The organism is Pirellulimonas nuda (assembly GCF_007750855.1).
Lineage (GTDB): Bacteria > Planctomycetota > Planctomycetia > Pirellulales > Lacipirellulaceae > Pirellulimonas > Pirellulimonas nuda.
In genome coordinates this window covers 453415-478459 of sequence record NZ_CP036291.1, presented here as the reverse complement: position 1 = coordinate 478459, position 25045 = coordinate 453415, and the positions used below count along the sequence as shown (strand labels likewise).

Genomic DNA, 25045 nt, shown 5'->3' with positions numbered 1-25045 from the left:
CCGTGGTCAAACCTTAGCTCTCCAAACCAAGCGACTAGCGTGCTGCAATCGCGTGTCATCCTCTCGGTCGTGCTGATCACGCTGGTGGCGGGGCTCGCTTGGCTTGATTTCCACTACGCCCGGCCCGGGCTGATCCTGGCGCCGCTGGCGTTCCTGGGCGCCGTGCTGGGGGGCAATGAGCTGGTGCGGCTGCTAGAGCACTCCGGCAAGATCGACCCGCTGACGGGCCGCGCGCTCGATTCGCCGTCGCGGTACGTGGTCTCCACAACCGCGTCGATGCTGGTGCTCACGTCGCTTATGCCGACGCTCATCGGCATGAAGTACACCGCTCCGCTCACCCGTGCCGGGCTGATCGGGCTGGGGATGCTGATGCTGATCTTGGTGCTGTTTGTGGTGGAGATGATCCGATTCAAGGGCGCCGGCTCCGCCACCAACCGGCTGGCGCGCGGGCTGCTCGCGGCCGGCTACGCCGGCGGGATGATCAGCTGCCTAGTGCTGCTGCGGACGCTGGCCGGCCCCTCGTGGGGGGGCGCAAGCTGGGGAGACGACGGCCGCTGGGGGATGCTGGCGCTGCTGTCGATGATCGCCGTGGTCAAGGCGTGCGACACCGGCGCCTACGTGTTCGGCCACATGCTGGGTCGCCACAAAATGACCCCCTCGCTCAGCCCCGGCAAGACCTGGGAGGGGGCCATCGGCGGGGTCGCCTCGGCGGTCGCTATGGCGTTTGTGTTCCTCGGCCCGCTCGCACGGTCCTGGGGACTGCAAACCGACCAGCCCCAGCTCACCTGGGCGACCGGCGTGGTGCTGTACGGCTTGTTGGTGGCGCTGGCGGGGATCCTGGGGGACCTAGCGGTGTCGATGATGAAACGCGACGCGGCGCTCAAGAACAGCAGCACCTGGATGCCCGGCTTCGGCGGGGTGCTCGACACGCTCGACTCGATCCTGCTGGCTGCGCCGGTCGCGTATATCCTGTGGCTAGCACGTGTCGTGGGGCCATGACGACCCCGCCACAAGCCACAACCTCTTTCCACGGCACGATTTACGCAGAAACCCCAGGCCCGGGCGCTGCGCAGGCCGAGGAATTGACTATATTTCTAGTGGCTCGCTTTGCTTGATGAGGCGTGCGAGCCGGGGCGTCCCCGCCCCCGGCCCGTTAGATCATCTACCCCGCTGCGCCGGGGGCGGGGACGCCCCGGCTCACTGGCTGCCGCGTTGTTTCCTCCTGACACCTTTCCAAACGCCCACCTCACGCCGCCCGCTTCAATCCCGGGCGCTCAAGGATGATTGAAGCTTCGATCCCTGTCGGCGATCCGGATCATATCATCCAACTGTTCGGCACCGCGGACCAACACCTCAAGCGGATCCGCGAAGCGATCCCCGCCAAGATCTCTGCGCGCGGAGGCCGGATCCACCTCAGCGGCGACGACGCGGCGGTCCGCCAGGCGACCGGCGTCTTCGAGACGCTCAAGAACGAACTGGCGCACGCCGGCCAGGTAGGGGCCGACGCGGTGCGGGCCGCGATCGACTCGGCGGTCGGGGGCGAGAGCGCCCGCCCGCCCCAGCCGATCGGCGTCCAGAAGCCGGGCGTGACCATCCGCCCCCGCACGCCGGGCCAAGCCAAGTACGTCGACGCGATCCGCGCCCACGACATGGTTTTCTGCGTCGGCCCGGCCGGCTGCGGCAAGACCTACCTGGCCGTGGCCGCCGCGATCGAGGCGCTCCGCGAGCAACGCGTGCGTAAGATTGTGCTGGTGAGGCCGGCAGTGGAAGCGGGCGAGAACCTCGGGTTCCTCCCCGGCGACCTGCAGGCCAAGATCAACCCGTACCTGCGGCCGCTGCTGGACGCGTTGGGCGAGATGCTCGACGCCGATCAGCTCAAGCGTTACATGGCCGAGGACGTGATCGAGGTGGCGCCGCTGGCGTACATGCGTGGGCGGACGCTCAACGGCGCGTTCATCATCATGGACGAAGGGCAGAACACCACGGTCAGCCAGATGAAGATGTTCCTCACCCGCATGGGCGCCGACTCGAAGGTAGTGATCTCGGGCGACACGTCGCAGATCGACCTCCCGCCGCACACCCGCAGCGGTCTGATCGACGCGCTGGTGCGGCTCTCCGACATCCCCGGGATCGCCAGCACCCAGCTCACCACGGCCGACATCGTCCGCCACCCGCTGGTGCAAGCGATCGTAGACGCGTACGAAGAACCCATGGAGCACCGGTAGACTCACATACTCCCCTCCCCGGCAGGGGGAGGGGTGGGGGGAGGGGGTTGGAAGCAGATTAGACGAGGTTTCCGAGACCTCCAACACAGCGAGTTCACCAGCTCCAACCCCCTCACCTAACCCCTCCCCCTACAGGGGAGGGGGATACGCGTCGGCCTTCGGCCTTGATTGAATTGATTTATGGCCCAACCCACCCAAAAACGACCCCGCAAACACCGTGTTGCGGCGCTCGAACTCCCCCCAGGCAAGTGGCGGGCGATGGGGTCCGAGCTGCGCCGCGGCTCGGTGGTGGTGCGGCTGTCGCTGGTGGTGCTCACGCTGCTGGGGTTGGCGGCCATCACCCGCGCCTGGCGCCCCCCGGCCGAGTTCCACGCCGGGCAGACCCCCCTCCGCAACCTCACCGCGCGGGTCGAGTTCAAGCAGCCAGACGACAAAGCGACGGACGAAGCGCGCGACCTGGCCCGACGGCTGGCGACCGCGGTCTACGAGCACGACCCGGCCCGGGTGACGCAGCTCAAGGCGCGGGTGGTGAACGAGCTGAGCGAGCTGGCCAGCGCAGAATCGCTGGACACGGTCGACCCAGAGATCTGGGCCAGCTACGCGCTGCCGCCGCCGGCCGAGGGGACGCCGGCGCCGACCCCCGAGCAGGAGCAGGAGCAGTTCGCCAAGCTGCGGACCGTGCTCTCCGAAGCGGGACAGCTAGACGCCGCCCAGGCGACGCTGGGCGAGGCGTTCGCCCCGCTGGAGCGGCACGGGTTGATGGTCCGACTGCCGCCGGAGCACGAGGCCAACCAGAAGCAGATCCAGGTCCGCCGCGTCGATAGTCCAGGGTTCGATGCGACCGTTGAGATCAGCGAGACGCTGGTCGAGAACGCCACCCGGCAGTTGCAGCGGACGTTCGAACAGAAACTGCCGTCGCTCGACCTAGCGGCGCGGGTGTTCAACCGCATCCGCACGGCCCTGCCGGAGACGCTCAAGCTCGACCCCATCGCCACCCGCGCAGAGCAGGACCGCGCCGAGGCCGAGGTGGTGACCCAGTACAAGGTGTTCCCGGTCGGATCGGTGCTGGCGACGGGGAGCAAGATGCTAGACGAGGCGTCGCTGAAGCTGCTGGACGCCGAGCGTTCCGCCTGGCTCCACGCCCGGTCTTCGTGGGAGAGCGTGCTGCGGTTCGTCGCGGCGACGGCCCTGTATGGGGCGCTGTTCGTGGTGGTGGCCTTCGTGCTGCGGCGGCACGACCGCGGCGTGCTGAGCCGGCTCCCCCGGCTGGTGACGCTGCTGGCCACGGTGCTGCTCACGGTCGCCGCGATGACGCTCGCCAACAGCCGCGAGTGGCGCGCCGAGGCCATCCCGTTGCTGCTGCTGGCGATGACCGCCGCGGTCGCCTACGGGCGGATCAACGCGCTGGTGATGTCGGCCGCGACCACGCTGATCGCCTCGGTAGGCCTGGGGCTGGGGACCTACGACGCCGTGCTGCTGCTGGGGCCCGCCAGCGCTGCCGCCATCGCGCTCGACTCCGTACGCACCCGCAGCAAGCTGCTGATCGTTGGGTTCGTGGCGGCGGGCGTGGCGGCCGCTCTGGCGCTGTGCGTGGGCCAGCTCGCCGGGCTCTCGCTGTTGGACGCCACCCAGACCGCCGTGCGGCTCGCCCTGTGGTCGGTGATCGCCGCGTCGCTGATGACCTGCCTACTGCCGCTGGTGGAGCGCGTGTTCGACGTGCAGACCGACCTCAGCCTGCTGGAGCTGGGCGACCCCGCGCACCCGCTGCTGCAAGAGCTGGTGCGCCGCGCGCCGGGCACTTACAACCACTCGATCACCGTCGCCTCGCTCGCCGAGGCCGCGACCGAGTCGATCGGCGGACGCGCCCTGCTGACGCGGGTGGGCGCGTACTTCCACGACATCGGCAAGATGCTCAAGCCGCAGTACTTCGTGGAGAACCAGTCCCGCGGCGACAACCGCCACCAGAGCCTGGCGCCCGCCATGAGCACGCTGGTGATCATCGCCCACGTCAAGGACGGCGTCGACCTGGCCCGCCAGCACCACCTCCCCGAGCGGATCATCGACTTCATCCAGCAGCACCACGGCACCACGCTGGTAGAGTACTTCTACCGCCAGGCCTCTAGCCGCAAAGAGGCGGACGAGAACGCCGCGGCGGTGGACGAGAGCGCCTTCCGCTACCCCGGCCCGCGCCCGCAAACCAAGGAAGCGGCCGTGCTGATGATCGCCGACGCGGTGGAGAGCGCCAGCCGCGTGCTGGTTGAACCGACCCCGGCGAGGATCGAGAGCCTGGTGGAAGAGCTGGCCCACAAACGGCTGGTAGACGGGCAGTTCGACGAATGTGGGCTCACCCTGCAGGAAGTGAGCCGCGTTTGTGATAGCCTAGTCAAATCGCTGACGGCCGTTTACCACGGGCGGGTCAAGTACCCAGAGCAAGAACCAAGCAAAGGGGTTTCCGCGTGAATGAGTCGACCGGAACGCAAAACGTAGGCCGGAACAAGCACGCGAAGCGAGCGCAGTTCCGGCCGGCGGCGCGTGTACCCGCTCCATGCCGGAAGTTCGATCGCCAAGGCGACCTCGTTCCGGCCTACGCCATTCGCAGCACGGGTGCTGATCACTGATGGAAGTTGGACTCTTCTGGAAACACGATTCACGCGCCGACGGCCCCGGCGCGGCCGCGATGATGCGGATCAAGCAGGCCGCGCTCGCGGCGAATGAGGTCTCTGGCGAGCTCCTCCGTCAGGTCGATGTGGCCATCGTCGACGACCCCACGATCCACGCGCTCAACCTCAAGCACCTAGGGCACGACTACCCGACGGACGTCTTGAGCTTCGATCTGGGCAAGGTGGGGCAGGTGGTGGTGAGCTACGACACGGCGCTCGCCAACGCCGCCGAGTACGGCGTCGACACGGAGCAAGAGCTGCTGCTGTACGTCATCCACGGCGTGCTGCACCTGGCCGGCTTCCGCGACAAGACCGAGGCCGAGGCGGCCGACATGCGACGCGCCGAAGCCGAGGCCCTGCAGCGATGCTTCCCCTCGGCGCCCGGCAACGAGCCGCAACCCGAACGAGACCCCGACGAATGATCAGCGACCCGCTGTTCTGGTTGGGGATCGCGGCGGCCGTGTTCGCGTGCATCGCGGCTACCGCGGCCCGCGCCCTGGAGGACTTCTCCCGCCGCGAGCTGCAAGAGCTCAGCCAGCGCGAAGAACAGCCCGAACGTTACGGCGAGATCCTCCGGGGCCACAAGCAGGTCGCCCTGGGGGTCGAGATGCTCGAAGTGGTGGGCACGTGCGTGCTGATCGCGGCGCTGGCGCTGTGGGCCGTCCGGCGTTGGGGAGACGGCAACCCGCCCCCGTGGCCGATCGTGCTGGCCGGCGGCGTGGTGCTGGGGCTGATCCTCACGGTGCTGAAGGTCTGGCTCCCCTGGTCGATCTCGCGTCTGTACGCGGCGCCGTTCCTCTACAACACGTGGGGCCTGTGGCGCCGCCTCGGGGTGGTGCTCAGCCCGCTGACGCTGTTTGCCCGGGTGCTCGACACCGCCCTGCACCGCATCGCGGGCCGCACCCCCAGCGGGGCGGACGAAGAAACCTTCGGCGAAGAAATCCGCACGATCGTGACCGAGGGGCACCGCGAGGGGCTGCTGGAAGAAGAGGCCCGCGGCATGATCGAGGGGGTGATCGAACTGGGGGACGCCGACGTGGCGGAGATCATGACCCCGCGTACCGATATGCACATGATCCCGGTCGAGATCGCCTGGGACGACCTGCTGGCCGACGTGATCGCGGCCGGGCACACCCGCATCCCCGTGTACGAGACCAGCCGCGACGACATCGTCGGCGTGCTGTACGTCAAAGACCTGCTCCCCGAATTCGCTAAGGGAGACGGCGCCCAACGGCCCTCGCTCCGCGACCTGGTGCGCAAGCCCCTGTTCGTGCCCGAGACCAAGGCGGTCGACGACCTTTTGCAGATGTTCCAGCAGACCCGCACGCACATCGCGCTGGTGCTGGACGAGTACGGCGGCGTCGCCGGCCTGGTGACGATTGAGGACGTGCTGGAGGAGATCGTCGGAGAGATCGTCGACGAGTACGACGAGGAGGCCGAGCAAGAGATCGTGGGACTCAGTGAAGGGGTCTGCGAGGCGCTCGGCCGGGCCCACGTCGACGAGATCAACGACGCCCTGAGCGTCGAGCTCCCCGAAGACGGCGACTACGACACCATCGCCGGCTTCGTCTTCACCGAGCTGGGCCGCGTCCCCGTGCCGGGCGAGAGCGTGCTGTACCACGAAGCGGTCCGCGTGACCGTGCTCGAAGCGACCAAACGCCGCATCGACCGCGTGCGCGTGGAGAGGCTGTCGGATCGGGGCAACGGCGCCGCGGAGTAGTAACGAAAGATGATAGAGGATAGATGATAGGGACGGACGCCCCGTGGCGCGCCGATCCACGCATCTACATCGCGTGCGATCTATCATCTAACCTCTATCCTCTATCATCTTCCCGTCCATGATCGAGATTCAGAACTTCCGCAAGACCTACGGCGACTTCGTCGCGGTCGAGGACCTCACGCTCTCGATCGGCGCGGGGGAGATGTTCGGCTTCATCGGCCCCAACGGCGCCGGCAAGAGCACCACCATCCGTTTCCTGGCCACGCTGCTTCGGGCCGACAGCGGCCAGGCGACCGTCAACGGCCACAGCGTCACCGACGACCCGGTGAACGTCCGCCGCAGCATCGGCTACATGCCCGACATGTTCGGCGTGTACGACGGCATGAAGGTGTGGGAGTTCTTAGACTTCTTCTCGGTGGCGTACGAGATCCCCCGCGACCAGCGCAAGGCGATCATCGGCGACGTGCTGGAACTGCTGGACCTGACCCACAAGCGCGACGACTACGTCAACGGCCTCTCCCGCGGAATGAAGCAGCGGCTCTGCCTGGCCAAGACGCTGGTGCACGACCCCCCCGTGCTGATCCTCGACGAGCCCGCCAGCGGCCTCGACCCCCGCGCCCGGCTGGAGGTGAAGGCGCTGCTCAAAGAGCTGCGCAAGATGGGCAAGACGATCCTCATCTCGAGCCACATCCTCACGGAGCTGGCCGACGTCTGCACCAGCATCGGCATCATCGAACGGGGCAAGCTGCTGCTGGCCGGCCCCATCGGCGCGGTCTACCGCCAGATCCAACGCAACCGCCACCTCGAGATCCGCTTCACCGGCGCCCCCGACGCCGGGGTCAGCCTGCTGCGCAGCGACCCCAAGGTGCAGAACGTGCAGGTCGACGCCCGTAGCTGCACGGTAGAGCTCGCGGGCGACGACGCAGACGTCGCCCGGCTGATGCGGCAGCTCGCCAACGCCGAGGTCGGGCTGGTCTCCTTCGCGGACAAGGAGCCCAACCTTGAGGACGTGTTCATGATGGTCACCAAGGGGCTGGTGACGTAACGCGGCACGCGCCGCCTCCCCCGAAAAGCTGCCGACCTATGGTCGGCGCGTCTCGCTTGACCTTCGCAGCGCGCCGATCGTAGGTCGGCGGCGATTGTCTCGCGCCGGTGCTGACCGCAGGTCGCAGCGAGCCGCCTTCTATTAAAGACATCCGAGACCTCATTGGTTCCTGCAGCAAACGCGCTGCGTTTGTTTGACAGACGCCGACGGGCGTTGCTAGACTCGCCGCAACGTGCGGGGCCGCCGATGGCTCCTGCCCTCCCGATACGTTCGCATCGGGGTTCCGCCTCGAGCCCGTCTGTCTGCCACGCATCCTTGAGCAAGACCACACCAGCCACGACCCCGGCCCGACGCATCGGCGTCTTGGCGATCGCGGTCGCGGCGATGTTCGGCGTGCTCGGGGGGCTGGGCGTGTTCACGTTCGGCTACGGCGGGGGCGCCGCGTACCTGGGGCACGACCCGGCCGCGTGCGCCAACTGCCACGTGATGCGCGACCCGTACGACACCTGGCAGAAGTCGAGCCACCACGCGGTCGCCGAGTGTAACGACTGCCACCTGCCCCACCACCCGATCATGAAGTGGGTCGTCAAGGCGGATAACGGCTTCTTCCACTCCCTGGCGTTCACCACCGGCGACTTCAAGGACCCGATCCAGATCAAGCCGCGCAACAGCCGCGTGGTGCAGCAGGCCTGCGTCTACTGCCACGCGGACCTCGTCGACCACATGCTCCCCGCCGAGGCGGGGGGCGACATGCTCTCCTGCGTCCACTGTCACGCCAGCGTGGGACACGCCCAAACCATCGCCCCGCGCCGTTCTAACCAGCCCGCGCCATGAATCTACATACCAACCGCCGCCCCGCCCGACGCCGAGGCCCCGTTCGCTCCGGCATGAGCGCCGCCGCCCTGTTGATGCTGGCGTTTCTGGCCGCGGCCATCGCGACCGCGCTGGTGGCGTGGGTGCTGGTCATCATGTTCGGCCACAAACAGGCAGAACGGCAGCCGTTCGTCCGCGTGGCGGAGGTGACCGAGATCTCTACCGACCCCATCCCCTGGGGCCAGAACTGGCCCCACCAGTTCGACGGCTGGAAGTCGACCGCCGGCGACAAGTTCTACGGCGGCAGCAACGCCATGCCCGAGTCGAAACTGGACGAGCAGCCGTGGCTGAAGCGGCTGTACGCGGGCTACGCCTTCAGCATCGACTACCGCAAGGCCCGCGGCCACGCCTACATGCTGTACGACCAGGGGGTCACCGAACGCGTCACCAAGAAGCCGCAGGCCGGCGCGTGCCTGCACTGCCACGGGTCGATCAGCGTGCTGTACAGGAAGGTAGGCCTGGAGGCCCTCGGCGAGCCGGCCGACGACGCGGCGCTCTCCGCGGGGTTCAACATGGCGGCGGTGCAGAAAGGGTTTGAAGAGGTCAGCACCAAGACCTACGAGGAGGTGCTCAACATGCTCAAGCAGATGCCCGACGGCACCCCGGACGAGAACGAGCCCGTGTTCCCCCAGGCGCCCGACGGGGGCTTCCAGGGCGAGATGGCGGGCCAGCCCGTGCCGAAGGACCACCCGGTCATCGGCGAGGCGCACCCGGTGACCTGCATCGACTGCCACGACCCGGGCACAATGGCGATCCGCGTCACCCGCCCCGGGTTCGTGAACGGGATCGCCGCGCTCGCGGCGGGGGACGCCCCCGTGCCGCACCTGCCCAGCATCGAGAAGTGGCGCCGCGGCGACCGCGCCAAGCAGTACGACCCCAACGCGGACGCCTCGCGTCAGGAGATGCGGTCGTTCGTGTGCGGGCAGTGCCACGTTGAGTACTACTGCGCCAACAAGATGACGCTCGAGTTCCCGTGGAAAAACGGGCTGCGGATGGAAGACGAGGAGAAGACTTGGGAAGAGACCAAGTTCCCCAACGGCGAAGCGTTCTACGACTACGTGCAAGCAGAAACGGGCGCCCACGTCTTCAAGGCGCAGCACCCGGAGTTTGAGCTTTGGAGCCAGGGGATCCACGCCCGCAGCGGCGTGAGCTGCGCCGACTGCCACATGCCGTACCAACGCGTCGGCGCCATGAAGGTGAGCAACCACCACGTCCGCTCGCCGATGGAGAACCTCAACGCCGCGTGCCAGAACTGCCACCACACCAGCGAGTCTGACCTCCGCACGCGGATCGAGACCATCCAGGGCAGAAACCAGGAGCTGCTCGAACGCGCCGCCGGCGCCATGACCGACATGCTCGACGCGATCCTCGAGGCCAAGGCCGCCGGGGCGGACGAGGCGGCGCTGGCCGACGCGCTGACGCTGCAGCGCAAGGCGATGTGGCGGCTCGACTACATCAGCAGCGAAAACTCCCGCGGCTTCCACGCCGACCAAGAGGCGGCGCGTATCCTCGGCGAGTCGATCGACTACAGCCGACAGGCCCAGGCCGCGGCGCTCCGGCTGCGGGCGCCGGACGCGCCGGACATCGAAGAGGCCAAGACCGATTCGGTCGAGGGGGTGACCCCCACGCAGCCCACCGAAGAAGAGCGCCCAGCCGAATAGCCGACGGGGCGGAGCCCGTCGGCTATGGGTGGTTGTGATGGGCGCCGCGCGTGCGATGCAACCCGCGTCGCTTCAACTCGCGTCGATGACTTCGATGAGCCTCGCGCGGATCGCTTCGAACCGCTCTTCGCCGGCTGGTTTGCCGCCGTCGCGTTCGGCCACGTAGAACACGTCGACCACCTGGTCGAGGTAGGTGCCGATCTTCGCCACGGCGATCACCAATTCCAGGTCGTGCAGCGCCCGGGCCAGGTGGTACAGCAGGCCACGCCGGTCGAGCGTGAACACCTCGACGATCAGGTGTTCCTGCGACACCGACGCGTTGAGGCGGACCTCGGTCGGGAGATCGGACAGACGTGCGTCGGTGTGTTGTTGTTCGACCCCCCAGATGCGTGGGAACTTGGGCGCCTTGTCGCTGTCGATCGCGGCCACCATCTTGGCCGCGGCCTGAGCGACGCGGCCGGGGTCGCCGGACGGACCGCGGTCTTCCACCACGTAACGCAGCAGCAGCATCTGGTCGGCCAGCGACGCGGTCTCCGCGGCGAGGATCTGCATGCCCGATGCGCTGAGCGCGCCGGCCATCGCAGAGAAGACCCCGCGCCCCGAGCCGCGATCGACGCCGGCCAGCAGCTCGGTGGTGCCGGTCTCGGGACGCGACACGCCCCACGCGTCGCCCCGTCCGTCGGAGAGCCTCTTCAGCCGCTGCAGCGTGTCGGCCACGTCCCCCGCGGGGCGGCCGGTGACGAACGACTCTGGCAGCGCCGCAAACTGCTGGGCGAACCAGGGGTCGTCCCGCTCCGGCTCGCTAAGCCGGGCCCACACCTGGCCGCGCACCGCGCCGCGCCGCTCGTCGTCCGAGGGCGTCCGCTCCGGCTGGAGCACCGCGAGCGCGCGTCGGTGGAGGTCGGAGAGCACTTCCACCTTCCACGCGTTGAGCACGCCGGGGCCGACCGCCGCGAAGTCGGCACAGGTGATCAGGTAGAGCAGCGTCAGCCGCTCGGGGGTCGCGGCGTCTTGGGCGAACGCGGCCACGGTCTGAGGGTCGCCCGTGTTGCGGCGGAAGGCCACCAGCGCCATCTCTAGGTGCTTGAGCACCAACCACGCCAGCGTCTCGCCGTCCGCCTCAGACAGGCCGAGCCGCCGGGCGTTCTGGCGGGCCAACTCGGCGCCCAGCACGGAGTGGTCGCCGTCCCGCCCTTTCGCCAGGTCGTGGATCACGAGCGCAAGGTGCAAGAGCCGCTTCTGAGGCAACGCCCGGTACACGGCGCCCAGCCCGTCTTCGCGTGTCTCGAAGGCGGCCGCCTCCTGCACGGCGCGGATGCAGTGCTCGTCCACCGTGTACTTGTGGTACTGGTTGAACTGCAACAGGCACCGCGCGTGGGTGAACTCGGGCACCACCTTCTCCAGCACCCCCAGGTCGTGCATGCGGCGGAGCAGCTCGCCCAGGCCGGTGGGGTTGTCGAGGATCGCCAGGAACCGCGCGGCCGCGTCGGGGGACAGCTCGGTAGTGAACGTCGGGCTCGCGCGGTACACCAGGTACCACGTCTCGGCGCCGATCCGCTTCTGGTAGAGCCTCGCCAAATCGACCAGCCGAAGCACCTCCTCAACGCGGCTGGTGAGCTTGGCCCGCCCGTCGCCGGTGGCGTGGATGTCGCGGACCCCGACCCGGTAGTCGTGGTCCAGGTACCGGCCGACCACCGGACCGAGGACGCGGTCGACCGTCGGCTTGGGCTGCGTCAGCTCGGAGACCCGGGCCGCCAAGAACCACACGTGCGAGGCGTGGCGGAAGTAGTCTCGCATGAACTGCTCAACCGGGCGCAGGCCGTCGCGGCCGCGGTAGCCCATCTTCTCCGCCATCCGTAGTTGCTCGGCGCGCGCCAGGTCGTCGCGGGCCTTGCCCGCTTCGAGGTGCAGGTCGTTCCGCACGCGCATCAAGAAGTCGCGCGCCGAGGTCAGCCGCCGGTAGTCGAACATCGAGACGACCCCCATCGACTGCAGCCGATCGAAGTCGGAAACGCCGTGCTGGGTGTACCACAGCCAGCGCAGCAGGTGGATGTCTCGCAGGGCCCCGCGCGAGCGCTTGATGTTGGGTTCGAGCAGGTAGATGGTCTCGCCGTACTTGAGCCGCTCTTCGCGTCGGGCCTCGACGAACATCCCGCAGAAGTAGCGGGCCCGGCGGCGGACCGAGGCCTCGAACTGGGTGCGGAACTTCTGGTAGACCTCCGCCGACCCGATCAACTGACGCGCCTCCACCAGCGAGGAGGCGATCACGGCGTCCTGCTTCGAGAGGGAGAGCGCCTCTTCCACGGTCCGGAGGCTCTGACCGAGCGCCATGCCGGCGTCGAAGATGTCTTGCGTCAGCCGGCGGGCGAGGTTCTTGGCGGCGCCGGCCGCGGCGCCGCCGGCGTGGAGGATCATCAGGTCGATGTCCGAGTAGGGCGCCAACTGCCGGCGCCCGTAGCCGCCGATCGGCGCGAGCACGCACCCGGCGCGGATCGCTGCGGCCTCGCCGGCCGGGGCGTCCGCCACCGCCGACTCGAACAAACGCGTCAGCGCCGTATCGACGTGGCCGGTGAACCGCCCGCACAGCCGCACCGCGTCGGCGCCCAGGTCGTGCCCGTGCCGGAACTGCTGCCGCGCCGCCTCGAGCGCGTCGCGGACCTCCAGCAGCTCCGACCGAAGGCGCGGGACGCCGGGCTTGGAGTCGCCACTAGGCACGTCGTGGTCCGGGGTAAGAACTAAACTACCACCGGCTGAAGCCGGTGGGTTTGGACGTTCCGTGAGATTCGGACTGAAGTCCTCAACTCACGATGGTGGGGTAACTTGGAATCGGTCGTCACCATCGCTTGGTTCGGCGCCGTCCTGCCCGCGGATGTACGCCGCGATAGCCTCGTCGGTCACGTTACCGCTGGTCGCCACGAAGTAGCCCCGCGCCCACAGATGCCGACCCCAGAACCGCCTCTCAATGTGCTTGAACTCCATCATCAGCTTCCGCGACGTCTTCCCCTTGATGGACTGCATAATCTTGCTCGGCGAGAGTGTCGGCGGGCACGACAGCAATACGTGCACGTGATCGAGCGACACCGACCCCTGCAGAATCTCGATGTCATTGGTCCGGCAGACCTCACGCACCAAGTCCCGAACCCGTGTGCCTACTGCACCCGAAAGGACCTGCTTCCGGTACTTCGTCACCCACACGAAGTGATACTTGATGTCATAGCGGCTATGCGCACCCGTGCGGTAGTTCTCCATCCACCCAATATATGAACCTAAAGGCTTCGCCTGAAGGCGAGGGTTTCAGACCCATCGCAGGGACAATGACCAACGATCCAAGCCTCAATGTCCAAGAGAAATTCGCTTGCGCGGACTGTTCATTGGGGCTTGGACATTGGTCATTCTGATGGTCTTTCTACGTCTTCGCGCCTCTGCGAGAGTTCTCGGCGGGGGACGCCAACCGCTAGAGGGCTTCGCCGCCGGTCTCGCCGGTGCGGATGCGGATGGTTTCGGCCAGCTCCGAGACAAAGATCTTGCCGTCGCCGATCTGGCCCGTCTGCGCGGCGCGCAGGATCGTGTCGATGGCCATCTGCAACCGGTCGTCGTCGATCGCGATCTCGATCTTCACCTTGGGCACAAAATCGACGGTGTACTCCGTGCCGCGGTACATCTCTGTGTGGCCCTTCTGCCGGCCGAAGCCGCGGACCTCGGTGATGGTCATGCCGGCGATGCCCGCCTGGCTAAGGGCGTTCTTCACGTCCTCCAGCTTGTAGTGGCGGACGATGGCTTCTACTTTCTTCATCGCAATAAGCTCCGTATGTGTCTGTTTCGCCCGCCTGCGGACGCCGTAATCCTACCACAAATGACGGCGATAAAGGAAACCGCCAAGTCGCCACGAGCGCCAAGCACGCCACGGCGGACAGGACGGGGGGAACCGCCAAGGACGCCAAGAGCGCCAAGGACGAAAAGCTAGTCAGGATTAACAGGATCGACAGGAGAAAATTCCAAGCAGTGGAGTGCAGTAGCGCGTCTCTCAACCTATACTGTGCACCCCGTCAATCCTGTCTGATTCTATTGTCCGTCTCTGCGCTCTTGGCGTCCTTGGCGGTTCCTTACGTCCGTCCGTCTTGGCGCTCGTGGCGTCTTGGCGGTCTTCGTCTTACGGGATGATGTAGCCTTCTTCTTCGTGCTCGGTGATGTCGAGGCCGCGGCGTTCGCCTTCTTCGGTTACCCGGATGCCGATCGTTAGGTCGACCAGCTTCAGCAGGATGATCGTGGCGACGATGCTGTAGACCCAGGTCACCGCCACCGCCACGATCTGCCCGGTGATCACCGAGCCCCCCTCGATCAGCCCCAACGGCTTGCCGCCGTCGATGTCCCAGCACGCCCGCGTGGCGAACACGCCGGTTAGCACCGCGCCCAGGGTGCCGCCGACGCCGTGCACGCCGAACGCGTCGAGCGCGTCGTCGTAGCCCAGCATGTGCTTGAGCGTTCCGCACGACCAGGCGCACACCACGCCCGCCGCGGCGCCCATGGCGAGCGCGGGCATCGGGTTCACGAAACCGGCCGCCGGGGTGATGCAGACCAGCCCCGCCACGGCGCCCGACGCGGCGCCCAGCACGCTTGGCTTGCCGCGGGTGACGCACTCGTAGGCGGCCCAGGCGACCGCCCCGGCGGCCGCAGAGAAGTGCGTCACGGCAAAGGCGCTGGAGGTGAGGTGGTCGCAGGCCAGCTCGCTGCCGGCGTTGAACCCGAACCAGCCGACCCACAGCATCCCCGCGCCCAGCGCGGTGTAGGTGAGGTTGTGCGGACGCAGGTCGGCGGTGCCGAAGCCGATGCGGCGTCCGATCATGATGGCGCAAATCAGCGCCGAAACGCCGGAGCTGATATGCACCACGGTGCCGCCGGCGAAGTCGAGCGCGCCTCCGGCCCAGGCGCCGTCGGCGCCGAACGCCAAGATCCCTCCCCCCCACACCCAGTGGCAGAGAGGCAGGTAGACGATGGTGCCCCACAGGATCACGAACGCCGTCATGGCGCTGAACTTCATCCGCTCTGCGAAGGCGCCGCAGATCAGCGCCGGCGTGATGATGAAGAACATCCCTTGGAACAGCATGTGGGTCAGCATCGGGATCGTGTCGACGCCATCGACTTGATACATCGGCTCGGTCGGCGCGTTGGCGACCGGGTCCCATTCGCGCTCGACCCCCTGCATGAACAGGTAGTCGCCGTTGCCGATGTAGGGCCCGCCGCTGCCAAACGCGAGCGAGTACCCGTACAACGCCCAGATGCAGGTCATCAGCCCCATCAGAAACAGGCACTGCATCATCACCGACAGGACGTTCTTCTTGCGCACAAGTCCGCCGTAGAACATCGCCAGCCCGGGGGCCGTCATGAATAAGACCAGGGCGCAGGAGGTGAGCATCCAGGCGTTGTTGGCGGCGACCTGCGCGGCGCCCGCGGCAGCGGCGACCGACTCGAGCGTCGGCGGCTCGGGCGGAGCCTCAGCACGGGATTCAGCCGGGGCCTCGGTGGGGGCTTCGAGCTGCGCGAGCGCTGCCGATGGAGCCAGAAGCAGCAACAGGGCCAAGGCACACGCTAACCGAGCGACCATACGACTTCTCCGCTGAGAAGAGCTAGGAAAGAGACTGGGCGACAGCTTAAGCAGCCCGCCGCCGCCGGTAAAGCGCTTAAACCGCCAAGACGCCACGAGCGCCAAGTCGCGCCAAAGAAAAAGACGAGGCCGGAACTGCATTCTTGGCGCGTCGTGGCGGTCTTGGCGTCTTGGCGGTTCCCGTCGTCAGGACTTCTTTTCCCAAGGCGTGTCGGAGACGCCCTGCGCGTGGTTGACTGCGCGGGCCAGGACGAACAGCAGGTCGCTCAAGCGGTTGAGGTAGATCAGCACGTCGGGCCGCACCAGGTGCTGCTCGCCGAACGCCACGCACTGGCGCTCGGCGCGCCGGCACACGGTGCGGGCCACGTGCAGCAGCGCTGCGGCGGAGGTGCCGCCGGGCAGGACAAAGGTCTTGAGCTCGGGCAGCAACGCCTCGTGACGGTCGATCATCGCCTCGAGGTGCTGGGCGTCGTCCGGGCCGATCACCGCCAGTCCCCGCTTCGCGGCGTCGGGCGTGGCGAGCTCTGCCCCCAGGTCGAAGAGCCGGTTCTGGGCCTCGTGGAGCACGGCGTCTGCGTCCGCGAGCGCCTCGATGCCCGCCATGGCGGCGCGGGCCGCCCCGAGCGTGGCGTTGAGTTCATCGACGGCGCCGTAGGCCTCGATGCGGGCGTCGGCCTTGCTGACGCGTCCTCCGCCGAACAGGCCGGTCCGGCCCTCGTCGCCGGTGCGGGTGTAGATCTTCATTCCGAGGGGCGAGGGGTTAGGGGCGAGGGGCGAGAACGCGCGGCCATTGTACAAGCAGACCGTCACGAAAGTCTCGTCCCTCGTCCCTCACCCCTCTCACTCACACGATGATCTGCGGCCCCGCCGGGTCCGCCTCGCTCCACATCCGACGCACCTCGCTGAGGCCGTAGGCGCACAGCTCGAACTGGTCGCTCAGACGCTGCAACAGCTCGGCCGGGGCGCTCTCCCCCTCGTCGGGGATTTGGCTGGCGGCCAAGTAGTTTCTCTTGCCCAGCTCTTGGTAGTTGAGCAGCGCGTCTTTGCCGCCGGCGCGGCGGATCCGCTCGGCGATGTCGGGGTAGACGCCGGTCCAGAACAGCGTGAAGTCGCCGATGTGCCGGAGCACCCGGCGGCGGGCGGCGCCGCGGCGGGCGGTCGCCTCGGCCAGCATGTCGGCCACCTGGGTGAGCCGCTGGCCACGGACGCTGCGGACGTTGAACACCTCTTCGGAGCGGACGAAGCGGAGCAGCAGCTCCGCGACGTAGTCCACCAGCGGCGGGTCGGCGACGCCGAGTTCTGCCTCGAAGGCGTACTCGGTCAGTCCGGCAAAGTAACGGCGGAGAGCGCTGGCGCGCTGCTCCTCTTCGGGGCGGCCATCTTGCATCGGCGATTTCTCCATCCCGCTCCGCAAGACGCTCGATACGAGCGCCATGCGCCTGGACCGCGAACGCGGCTGGCCACGAGCGAGAGGGCGGACAGCCGCCGGTCGCCTGCCCTGGGCCCCCCTACCCGTCGTTCAGGGGAGCTGGACAGTCTGGGTTGAACCGGGCCCGTCTGCTGCCCGGCTCTTTACTATTCTAATTCGGCATTCTGGAACTGGCGATATGAGTTCTGGCGATTCTAGAAGTTGCTGTCAGCGGAGCGTCGGCCCCTGACCCGTCGAGAGCCTGGCCAGCAACGCCCGGCTTGGTTCGTGCGAGGCGTCTTCGGCCAGCGCTTGTTGGACAGCCGAGACCGCCTGGGGGTACCGCCCGGCCGCTGCCTCGCACTCGGCGAGGACGTACAACGTCGGCGCGTCGACTCCCCCCCGCTCAAGAGCGGCGTGCAGGCTGTCGACGGCCATCTTCGGCCGCCCCATCGCTAGATACGTTTCTCCTTCGAGCACCAGGGCCTCGGCCGGCTCGGCCCCGGGCGTGTACGCGTCCAGCCATTGGTGCACCGCGGTCAGCGCCCGCTGGTGTTCGCCACGCGACTGGTGGAGCTGCGCCAGCTCGTTCAACACGCCGCAGTCACCCGGGCCGTGCGTGAGGCACCGTTGCAGGTCGGCTAGGGCGCGGTCCGGCTCTCCGAGTTGTCGGTGGGCCCGGCCGCGCAAGGCCCACGCCTCGGCGAGCGAAGAATCGAGCCCGATGGCGCGATTGGCCTGCTCGAGGGCCGCGTCCGCGTCGCCGGTCGCCAATAGCATCTCCCCCGCGACGATGGCCAGCCGGGCGTCGTACGGGTCGAGGCTGCTGGCGGTGCGGGCTTGCTCTACGGCTTCGTCGGTCTGACCGCTCCGCCACAACGCCTCGGCCAGGTGGCGGCGAGAGTCTGCGTCGGTGGGCATCGCTTCGGCCGCCCTGCGGAGCAGCAGCTCTGCACGGTCCCAGGCGCCCAGCTCGAGCGCAGACACCCCTTGGCGGGAGAGCTCGCGGCTCTGCGCCTCGGGGTCGGCCGCCGCGTGGCGGGCGCGGATCATCCGGCACCCCGGCGCCAGCAGTATTAGCGCCAGCAGCGGGCTCAGCATTCGGAAGCTAGCGACTCGAGACGGCATGCGGCTCCGCACAGCGGGACAAAAAACCGGGGGAAGATAGCGGGAGGATGGTTAGCGATGCAACCGCGCTCGGGAGGGGGTGCTAGCTGAGGGGTTGTCCGTGGTCCGTGGTCCGTTGGACGCGCAGGGCGATGAGGGGGCGCAATCAACGGACAACGGACAACTGACGACTGACGACTGACCAACAAAAAAACGCCCGCCCCGGGTGCCGAAGCTCCCAGGGCGGGCGTCGAAAGGGGGTCACGTTACGCTACCGAGAGACTACCGAGCGAACGAGGTGCGAACCACGTCACGCTGACGTCCGATCGCGGCGTTCGGGTCGGCCATCGGCGCCGGCGGCATCGGGGAGGGTTCCCCTTGGACCTTGACCGGGGTCGGGGCCGGCGCGGCGGCCGGAGCGCTCATCGAGCCGCTGCAGCAACCCGAGGCGGAAGCACAGCAATCGCTGGGGCAGCCGCACGAGGGGTCACAGGCACAGCTGGGCTCGCAGCAGCCGTTGCCACAGCAGTCGCTGGGGCAGCCACAGCTCGGCTCGCAGCAGCTGTCACAGCAGCTGTTCTTCTTGCAGCCGCCGAACAACTTGTCCAGCAGGCAGCTCTTCTTCGAGCTGCAGCAAGTCCCACAGTCGCTGGGGCAGCCACAGCTCGGCTCGCAGCAGCCGTTCGAGCAGCAATCGCTCGGGCAGCCACAGCTCGGCTCGCAGCAGTTGTTCGAGCAGCAGTCGCTCGGGCAACCACAGCTCGGGTCACAGCAATCGCAGCAGTCGTTCTTCTTGCAGCCGCTGAACAGCTTGCTCAGCAGACCGCCCTTCTTCGAGCTGCAGCAAGAGCCGCAGTCGCTGGGGCAGCCGCACGAGGGCTCGCAGCAGCCGTTCGAGCAGCAATCGCTCGGGCAGCCACAGCTCGGCTCGCAGCAGTTGTTCGAGCAGCAGTCGCTCGGGCAACCACAGCTCGGGTCACAGCAGTCGCTGCAGCCCTTGTTCTTGCAGCCGCCGAACAGCTTGCTCAGCAGCCCGCCCTTCTTCGAACCACAGCAAGAGCCGCAGTCGCTGGGGCAGCCGCACGAGGGCTCGCAGCAGCAGTCGCTGGCGCAGCAATCGCTGGGGCAGCCGCAGCTGGGGTCACAGCAGTCGCCGCAACCCTTGCTCTTGCAGCCGCCGAACAACTTGCTCAGCAAACCACCCTTCTTCGAACCACAGCAGGAGCCGCAGTCGCTGGGGCAGCCGCACGAGGGCTCGCAGCAGTCGCTGGCGCAGCAATCGCTGGGGCAGCCGCAACAAGGCTCGCAGCAGCTCGACTTCTTACATCCGTCCAGCAGACCGCCGTTGGCGGGTCCGACCAGACAGGCGCTCATCATAAGCGCTGCCAATACGTTCAACTTCATCTCAAGACTCCTTCTAAGCACGGCGTCCCGATTCCAGTCCACAACCTGCCGACTTCCGCTAACGCGCGATGCCGCTCCACGCGAGCACGCGGCGACCACCACTGGTCGATCACCCCGGGCGTCTGCCGCGGCGTGAAGGGCACTTATAAGTACCGGGAGTCAGAGGAAAGCGGGCTGGATATCCGTAAGCCGCACTGCGGGGGAGCGTCGTCGCCAGTCGAGCCAGTCCTTGGCTCGATTCAGTCCGGGCCGGCGATCGGACGCGCAGGGTCGTTTGTCGCTCGGCTGTGGGGGTGACCACAGCGACCGACAGTAGCACCTATCGGCGGGCGTCAAAATCACCCTTGAGTGCTCGCAACCGTTTTCCCACAAATGGTTTACGACGACTGTTGCGAAGGATTTAACGCGTACGGAAGGTGGTCAAGATGTAACGGTTGCCCGGCCGCCCCGGCGCCTATAATGGTGGGTCGCGGTCGGCGCTGGTATTCTCGGTTGTGACGCCGCTGCTCTGACTTCCTCCTTAGCCCGCAGGCCCCGATACATGACCTCGCCTTTGCTTCGCACCTCCGTTGTGCTTCTTCTGCTTGCCAGCTTCTCTGCTAGCGCCGGCGCCGCCGACTGGCCCAACTGGCGCGGGCCCGAGTACGACGGCATGTCGCAAGACACGGACTTGCCCGAAACCTGGAACCCCCGCGGCGGCCAAGGGAGCAACCTGCTGTGGAAGAGCGAAGCGCTCGCGGGACGTTCGACCCCCGTCGTCTTTGACGGCAAGCTGTACACCTTGTGCCGCGACAAGCCCGGCACCGAGCTGGAAGCAGAGAAAGTAGTCTGCGCAGACGCCGCAACCGGCAAAGTCCTGTGGGAGCACGTCTTCAACGTCTACCTGTCCGACGTTCCAGACACCCGCGTCGGCTGGTCGAGCGTGGTCTGCGACCCCGCCACCGGCCGCGTCTACGCCCAGGGGGTTTGCGGCTACTTCTGCTGCCTGGACGGCAAGACAGGCAAACCAGAGTGGGAGCGCAGCCTGCACGAAGAATTCGGGTTCCTCAGCACGTACGGCGGGCGCACCAACTTCCCGGTCGTCTACAAGGACACCGTCATCACCAGCGCCGTGGTGATCGGTTGGGGCGACACGCCGCAGTGGGGCCTGATGGCCAAGCCGGCGCACCGCTTCATGGCCTTCGACAAGAAGACCGGCGAGCTCCGCTGGCTGGCCGGCACCTCGTTGATCCCACAGGACACCACCTACAGCTCGCCCGCCCTGGTGACACTCGACGGCCAGGACCTGCTGGTCTTCGGCTCGGGCGACGGCAAGGCGTGGGCGCTGCAGGCCGGCACCGGCAAGCAGGTGTGGAGCTACCCGCTGTCGCGCCGCGGCATCAACACCTCCCCGGTGGTCGGGCCCGACGGTCGCGTTTACATCGGCCAGAGTGAAGAGAACGTGGTCGGCAGCACCATGGGGCTGATGGCGGCGCTGGACGGCACCAAGACCGGCGCCATGGAGTTGGGGGACGAGCTGTGGCTCGAACCCCAAGCGATGGTCGGCAAGAGCGGCCCGATCCTGGTCGACGGCCGCGTGTACGCCGTCACCGACACCGGCAAGCTGCTGGTCTACGACGCTCAATCCGGAGAGGAGGTCGCCCGCAAGACGCTAGGCCGCGCGATGCGCGGCTCGCTGGTGCACGCGGACGGCATGATCTTCTGCTGCACCAATGAGGGGACCTGGTACACGCTCAAGCCGACCGCCGATGGCGTGGACATCGCGGCCAAGGTCCGGCTGCCGCGCGACGAGGTAAACGGCTCGCCGATCGTGGCCGATGGGCGGATCTACCTGCCGACTTCGGAGTACCTGTACTGCATCGGCACGGATGAGTCGATCGACGCCAACAAGGGATCGGCCGAAGTGAAGAAGACGGCAGCCGCGGCCTCGCCCGGAGAGCCGGCCCAGGTACAGGTTGTCCCTTGGGAGACGCTGCTCACACCGGGCCAAGACCAACCGTTCCGCGCCCGGCTGTTTGACGCCAAGGGCAACTTTGTTCGAGAGGCCAAGCCGAGCGAGGTAACCTTCGCGGTGGCCGCCGGGCCGGGGAGTGTTTCTTCCGATGGGCTCTACCAGGCCCCGTCGGACGCCGGTCATGAGTGCGCCTTGGTCACCTGCAAGATCGGCGAGCTGTCGGGCCAAGGCCGCGTGCGGATCACCCCGCCACTGCCGTGGTCGTTCGACTTCGAAGGGGTAGACGACGTTCCGCTCTCGTGGATCCAGGGCCGCGTCCGCTACGTGATCCGCGAGGCGCAGGAAGGAGACGGCACGCCCGGCAATCATTTCATCGCCAAGCCGATGGAGCTGCCGACCAAGCCCGGCGCCCCCACCACCAAGTTGGGGACCCGCAGCCAGATGTGGATGGGCTCCGACCAGCTCTCAGACTACACGGTCCAGGCGGACGTAAAGATGAAGACCGGCACCGGCGCGGAGGTCGACCCGTCGGTCGCCAAGCCGGAGTTCCCCGCCGCCGCAAACAACTCGGCCCAGAAGCTGCCGGCCGCCGGGCTGATCAACAGCCGGTACATCCTCTCGCTGTTCGGCGCCAACGACGAGGTTCGCCTCTATAGCTGGTGCACCCACGACAAGCGGACCCAGGCCGCCGTGAGCATGAAGTTCGAGCCCGACACCTGGTATACGATGAAGGTCAAGGCGGTTCCCGACGCCGATTCGGGTGTGGCCCGCGTGTTCGGCAAGGTGTGGAAGCGCGACGAAGAAGAGCCCGCCGAGTGGACGCTCTCGATCGAAGACCGGGCGCCCAATCTGCAGGGGTCGCCTGGGCTGTTTGGCGACTCGAAGGACGCGGAGTTCTACGTAGACAACCTGAGTGTGACGCCGAACTGAACGTCTTCAGAGTTCGTAGGGGGTGGTGATGCGCAGTGTCTCCCCCCCTGGCCTCTGCTTCCGAATCGAAGCCGCTGCTCGGCTCCGCGCTTTCCCCGAAGACAACAACCTTACGATACCCAATCAACCCTAGGCGTTCCCCCATGGCCATCCGTTTCTTGCTGCTTGCCTCGCTCACTTTATCGCCGTGCCTCTCACCCGCTTGGGGGGCTACCGCCGGCGACACGGCCACCGCCAAACCCACCTCCGAGTGGAACCAGTGGGGGGGCTCCTCGACGCGCAACAACACCCCCGAAGCCACCGACCTGCCCACCGAATGGAACGTAGGAGAGTTCGACTTCCGCACCGGCGAGTGGGACCCCTCGACCGCGAAGAACATCAAGTGGGTCGCCCGGCTCGGGTCGCAGACCTACGGAAACTGCGTGGTGGCCGACGGCAAGGCGTTTGTCGGAACCAACAACTCCGGCGGCTGGCTGCCCCGGTACCCGGGCGACGTCGACCTCGGCTGCCTGCTGGCGTTCGACCAAGAGACCGGCGAGTTCCTCTGGCAGCACTCCAGCGAGAAGCTCAAGACGGGCCGCGTTCACGACTGGCCGCTGCAGGGCATCTGCTGCGCGCCGCTGGTGCAAGGCGACCGGCTGTGGTTCGTCACCAGCCGGGGCGAGGTCCGCTGCGTCGACACCGAGGGCTTCCGCGACGGCGAGAACGACGGCGCGGTGACCGATGAAGAATCCAGGATCAAGGCCCAGGCCGCTTCGGCCGGCGCCGAGTACGACATGAAGAACGAGGCCGACGTGCTGTGGGTCTTCGACATGATGAACGAGCTGGGCGTCAGCCAGCACAACATGTGCAGTTGCAGCATCACCGATTGCGGCGACACGCTGCTGGTGAACACCAGCAACGGCCTCGACGAGTCTCACATCAACCTCCCCGCGCCAGACGCCCCCAGCTTTATCGCCCTGGACAAGAACGACGGCCGGCTGCTGTGGACCGACAAGAGCCCCGGCGAGAACATCTTGCACGGCCAGTGGTCGAGCCCCACCTACGCGGTCATTGATGGCCAGCCGCAGGCGATCTTCGGCGGCGGCGACGGCTGGGTCTACAGCTTCGACCCCGCCGGCGACGGCCAGGGGGGCGCCAAGCTGCTGTGGAAGTTCGACGCCAACCCCAAAGAAAGCACCTGGATCCTCGGCGGCCGCGGCACGCGGAACAACATCATCGCCACCCCCGTGGTGCACGACGGGCTGGTGTACGTGGCCGTAGGCCAAGACCCCGAGCACGGCGAAGGGGTGGGCCACCTGTGGTGCATCGACCCCACCAAGCGTGGCGACGTGAGCCCCGAGCTGGCGTTCAATTCCAAGAGCCCCAACGAAACCATCCCCCACAAGCGGATCCAGGCCGTGGTGCCCGAAGAGGGCGACTTCGCCCGCGCCAACCCCAACTCGGCCGCGCTGTGGCACTACAGCGAGACCGACTGGAACGACGACGGCGAGATCGACACCTACCTGGAAACCATGCACCGTAGCTGCGGCACCGTGGCCATCAAGGACGGCGTGCTGTACATCGCCGACTTCAGCGGCATCTTCCACTGCATCGACCCCAAGACCGGCAAGCAGAACTGGAGCTACGACATGTTCGCCGCGGCGTGGGGCTCGCCGCTAATCGTCGACGGCAAGGTCTACATCGGCGACGAAGACGGCGACGTCGCCATCTTCCGCCACTCGGCCGACCCCAAGGTGGCCATGAAGGAAGACGGCGGCGAGATGACGCCCCACTTCGGCGAGATCAACATGAGCAACAGCGTCTACAGCACGCCGATCGTGGTCGACAACGTGCTGTTCATCTCCAACCGCACGCACTTGTTCGCGATCGAGAAGAAGGACGAGTAACTGAGGATCCTCTCGCGGAGACGCAGAGGGAGGATGACCAATGACCAAGCCTGCATGACCAATACGCGCAAGCGATAGTTGGGCGTTGCCTGGGTCTTTGTCATCCGGGCTTGGACATTGGTCATTCCGTCCCTTTCTCTGCGCCTCCGCGTGAATCCGTCCATCCGCTAATCGGTAGGTGTTCCCTATGAAGCGCGTCCTCGACATCGGCAACTGCGGACCCGACCACGCCTCGCTCACGCGGTTCTTTTTGAAGCACTTCGGCGCGGAGGTCGCCCAGGCGAACCTGGCCGCCGATGCGCTCGCGAAGCTGAAGGAGCAGAGCTTCGACCTGGCGGTCGTCAACCGCAAGCTCGACGCCGACTACTCCGACGGAATCGAGGTGATCAAGCAGCTCAAGGCCGACCCGGCGACCGCAGAGCTGCCGGTAATGCTCATCACCAACTACCCGGAGCACCAAGACGCCGCCGAGAAGGTCGGCGCGCTGCGGGGGTTCGGCAAGCTCGAGCTGGAGAAGCCCGAGACGGTCGAGCGCTGTCGGGCGGTGCTGGGTTAGCGCGAATGACC

The 25045-nt window shown here is 67.2% G+C and carries 19 protein-coding genes; 12 read left to right on the top strand and 7 right to left on the bottom strand.

The features are described 5' to 3' along the window. Window positions 1–39: 39 nt before the first annotated feature. The 8 genes from Pla175_RS01895 (at window position 40) to Pla175_RS01860 (ending at window position 10184) form a co-directional block, all read left to right on the top strand. Window positions 40–999 carry a phosphatidate cytidylyltransferase gene (locus Pla175_RS01895; RefSeq protein ID WP_145280795.1) on the top strand — a complete coding sequence of 320 codons (960 nt, stop codon included), beginning with the start codon at window positions 40–42 and terminating at the stop codon, window positions 997–999. A gap of 281 nt (window positions 1000–1280) precedes the next feature. Continuing rightward, window positions 1281–2225: a PhoH family protein gene (locus tag Pla175_RS01890; RefSeq protein WP_145280792.1), complete on the top strand. Its 945-nt coding sequence runs from the start codon at window positions 1281–1283 to the stop codon at window positions 2223–2225. 180 nt (window positions 2226–2405) lie between these two features. Continuing rightward, window positions 2406–4685: an HD family phosphohydrolase gene (locus tag Pla175_RS01885; protein WP_145280790.1), complete on the top strand. Its 2280-nt coding sequence runs from the start codon at window positions 2406–2408 to the stop codon at window positions 4683–4685. Between the two features lie 157 nt (window positions 4686–4842). After that, window positions 4843–5307 (top strand): rRNA maturation RNase YbeY, encoded by a 465-nt coding sequence (gene ybeY / locus Pla175_RS01880; protein WP_145280789.1) that lies wholly within the window; start codon window positions 4843–4845, stop codon window positions 5305–5307. Continuing rightward, a complete protein-coding gene (locus Pla175_RS01875; RefSeq protein WP_197527204.1) occupies window positions 5304–6605 on the top strand; it encodes a hemolysin family protein in 1302 nt (433 codons plus the stop codon). Before ybeY ends, Pla175_RS01875 begins: the two co-directional genes overlap by 4 nt. 118 nt (window positions 6606–6723) lie before the next feature. Further along, window positions 6724–7650, top strand: coding sequence for an ABC transporter ATP-binding protein (locus Pla175_RS01870; RefSeq protein WP_145280785.1), 927 nt, complete (start codon window positions 6724–6726; stop codon window positions 7648–7650). A gap of 315 nt (window positions 7651–7965) precedes the next feature. After that, window positions 7966–8484 (top strand): cytochrome c nitrite reductase small subunit, encoded by a 519-nt coding sequence (gene nrfH, locus Pla175_RS01865; RefSeq protein WP_231954116.1) that lies wholly within the window; start codon window positions 7966–7968, stop codon window positions 8482–8484. Further along, complete coding sequence (locus Pla175_RS01860; RefSeq protein WP_231954113.1) at window positions 8481–10184, top strand: ammonia-forming cytochrome c nitrite reductase subunit c552; 1704 nt, start codon at window positions 8481–8483, stop codon at window positions 10182–10184. The genes nrfH and Pla175_RS01860 overlap by 4 nt, the downstream gene beginning before the upstream one ends. 72 nt (window positions 10185–10256) lie before the next feature. On the opposite strand, the gene glnD is transcribed toward Pla175_RS01860, so the two are convergent. The 7 genes from glnD to Pla175_RS01825 form a co-directional block, all read right to left on the bottom strand. Then, window positions 10257–12899, bottom strand: a complete 2643-nt coding sequence (gene glnD / locus Pla175_RS01855; protein WP_145280783.1) for a [protein-PII] uridylyltransferase — start codon at window positions 12897–12899, stop codon at window positions 10257–10259. 87 nt (window positions 12900–12986) lie between these two features. Then, complete coding sequence (gene tnpA / locus Pla175_RS01850) at window positions 12987–13433, bottom strand: IS200/IS605 family transposase (RefSeq protein ID WP_145280780.1); 447 nt, start codon at window positions 13431–13433, stop codon at window positions 12987–12989. 205 nt (window positions 13434–13638) lie between these two features. Further along, window positions 13639–13977, bottom strand: coding sequence for a P-II family nitrogen regulator (locus Pla175_RS01845; RefSeq protein WP_145280777.1), 339 nt, complete (start codon window positions 13975–13977; stop codon window positions 13639–13641). Window positions 13978–14334: 357 nt separating this feature from the next. Further along, complete coding sequence (locus tag Pla175_RS01840; protein ID WP_145280776.1) at window positions 14335–15786, bottom strand: ammonium transporter; 1452 nt, start codon at window positions 15784–15786, stop codon at window positions 14335–14337. A 186-nt stretch (window positions 15787–15972) separates the two neighbouring features. After that, complete coding sequence (locus Pla175_RS01835) at window positions 15973–16530, bottom strand: cob(I)yrinic acid a,c-diamide adenosyltransferase (RefSeq protein WP_145280773.1); 558 nt, start codon at window positions 16528–16530, stop codon at window positions 15973–15975. 100 nt (window positions 16531–16630) lie between these two features. Further along, window positions 16631–17221: a hypothetical protein gene (locus tag Pla175_RS01830; RefSeq protein ID WP_231954111.1), complete on the bottom strand. Its 591-nt coding sequence runs from the start codon at window positions 17219–17221 to the stop codon at window positions 16631–16633. A 201-nt stretch (window positions 17222–17422) separates the two neighbouring features. Beyond that, window positions 17423–18322 carry a tetratricopeptide repeat protein gene (locus Pla175_RS01825; protein ID WP_145280770.1) on the bottom strand — a complete coding sequence of 300 codons (900 nt, stop codon included), beginning with the start codon at window positions 18320–18322 and terminating at the stop codon, window positions 17423–17425. A 364-nt stretch (window positions 18323–18686) separates the two neighbouring features. On the opposite strand from Pla175_RS01825, the gene Pla175_RS25770 reads away from it, so the two are divergent. From Pla175_RS25770 to Pla175_RS01800, 4 genes are all read left to right on the top strand, one after another. Further along, entirely contained in the window at window positions 18687–19841 is a 1155-nt protein-coding gene (locus Pla175_RS25770; RefSeq protein ID WP_197527202.1) for a hypothetical protein, read from the top strand. A 435-nt stretch (window positions 19842–20276) separates the two neighbouring features. After that, window positions 20277–22589 carry a PQQ-binding-like beta-propeller repeat protein gene (locus Pla175_RS01810; RefSeq protein ID WP_197527201.1) on the top strand — a complete coding sequence of 771 codons (2313 nt, stop codon included), beginning with the start codon at window positions 20277–20279 and terminating at the stop codon, window positions 22587–22589. Between the two features lie 143 nt (window positions 22590–22732). Beyond that, window positions 22733–24478, top strand: coding sequence for an outer membrane protein assembly factor BamB family protein (locus Pla175_RS01805; RefSeq protein ID WP_145280761.1), 1746 nt, complete (start codon window positions 22733–22735; stop codon window positions 24476–24478). 187 nt (window positions 24479–24665) lie between these two features. Next, a complete protein-coding gene (locus Pla175_RS01800; protein ID WP_145280759.1) occupies window positions 24666–25034 on the top strand; it encodes a response regulator in 369 nt (122 codons plus the stop codon). The last annotated feature ends 11 nt before the right edge of the window (window positions 25035–25045 follow it).